The following is a 1,092-nucleotide window of genomic DNA, read 5'->3' on the forward strand; positions in this document are numbered from 1 at the left end:
ACATATTCCTATGCGCAGCCTTTGAGAGGCTTGAGATTTTTTTAATCAGATATTGTATTAGTGAGAATCTGCATGTGATCGCGGGCCCATTCATATGACATCTTTCCCTTTTCTGAAAGACTAGGATCTTTTACTTGGCTCATGGTAAACCACAATTTCTGGGGATATAAAACAGTATCAGAAATAACAATCTAAATATTGGATAGATTTAGTTTTACAAAACATGGCATGGAAAAAGGTAGCAGAAAAAGATGCAGTTGCCCCAGGAAAGGGCAAAGAGTTTGTAGTTGACGGCAAGAGAATTGCAATATTCAACCAGGATGGTTTTCATGCACTGGATTCTGTATGTGTCCACCAAGACGGTTCCCTTGCACCAGGCAAACTTGACGGAGATATTGTAGAATGTCCGCTTCACTTTTGGCACTATAACATCAAGACAGGAGAACTGCAGGACTACATCAAGGGTGTCAAGCTCCAGACATATAGTGTCGAAGTAAAAAAAGACGGAATCTACCTAGACGTTTGATAAGTTTAATTTCTAAGTACCATTTTAAAAAACATTGAATCGTAAAATAATCGAAGAACTGGTCAGGCAAGACTATGATTCAATCCAGAATAAGATTGGAAATTTTCTAAAAGACGAGATTGAAAAAAGAAGAGTTGGCGGTCTAGTCTTTGGCTTGAGTGGAGGAATAGATTCTGCAGTGATTGCATCTCTTTGTGCAAAATTTGTCAAGGAAAAATCTCTTGCACTGATAATGCCAAATGGAAAAATTACTCCAAACAGCGAAACAGAAGATGCGATTAAGATTGTTGACAAACATTCAATAGAATACAAGCTGATTGATATCGGTTTTATCCACAAGGAATATTCAAAGTATTTAGAGCAAAACCCTCTGGCATTTGCAAATTTGGGTGCAAGAATACGCGCAAACATGTTATACTATTATGCAAACGCAAGAAATTCGCTTGTGCTGGGATCATCGGATAAAAGTGAGTTTTTGATTGGATACTTTACAAAATTTGGAGACGGTGCATCAGACTTGTTGCCAATCGTATCACTGTACAAGACACAGATACGCGAGCTTGCAA

Annotated in this window: 2 protein-coding genes; both read left to right on the forward strand. The window is 38.1% G+C overall.

Going from position 1 to position 1,092, the window contains the following annotated elements:
• Nucleotides 1-223 precede the first annotated feature (223 nt).
• Nucleotides 224-526: a Rieske 2Fe-2S domain-containing protein gene (locus DYY66_RS03125; protein WP_166286137.1), complete on the forward strand. Its 303-nt coding sequence runs from the start codon at nucleotides 224-226 to the stop codon at nucleotides 524-526.
• 34 nt (nucleotides 527-560) lie between these two features.
• Nucleotides 561-1,092 (forward strand): NAD(+) synthase (gene nadE, locus DYY66_RS03130; RefSeq protein ID WP_166286139.1); only part of this gene is annotated, 532 nt, incomplete at its 3' end.

It is taken from the genome of Candidatus Nitrosotalea sp. FS, assembly GCF_011319475.1.
In the GTDB taxonomy this organism is placed as follows: Archaea; Thermoproteota; Nitrososphaeria; order Nitrososphaerales; family Nitrosopumilaceae; genus Nitrosotalea.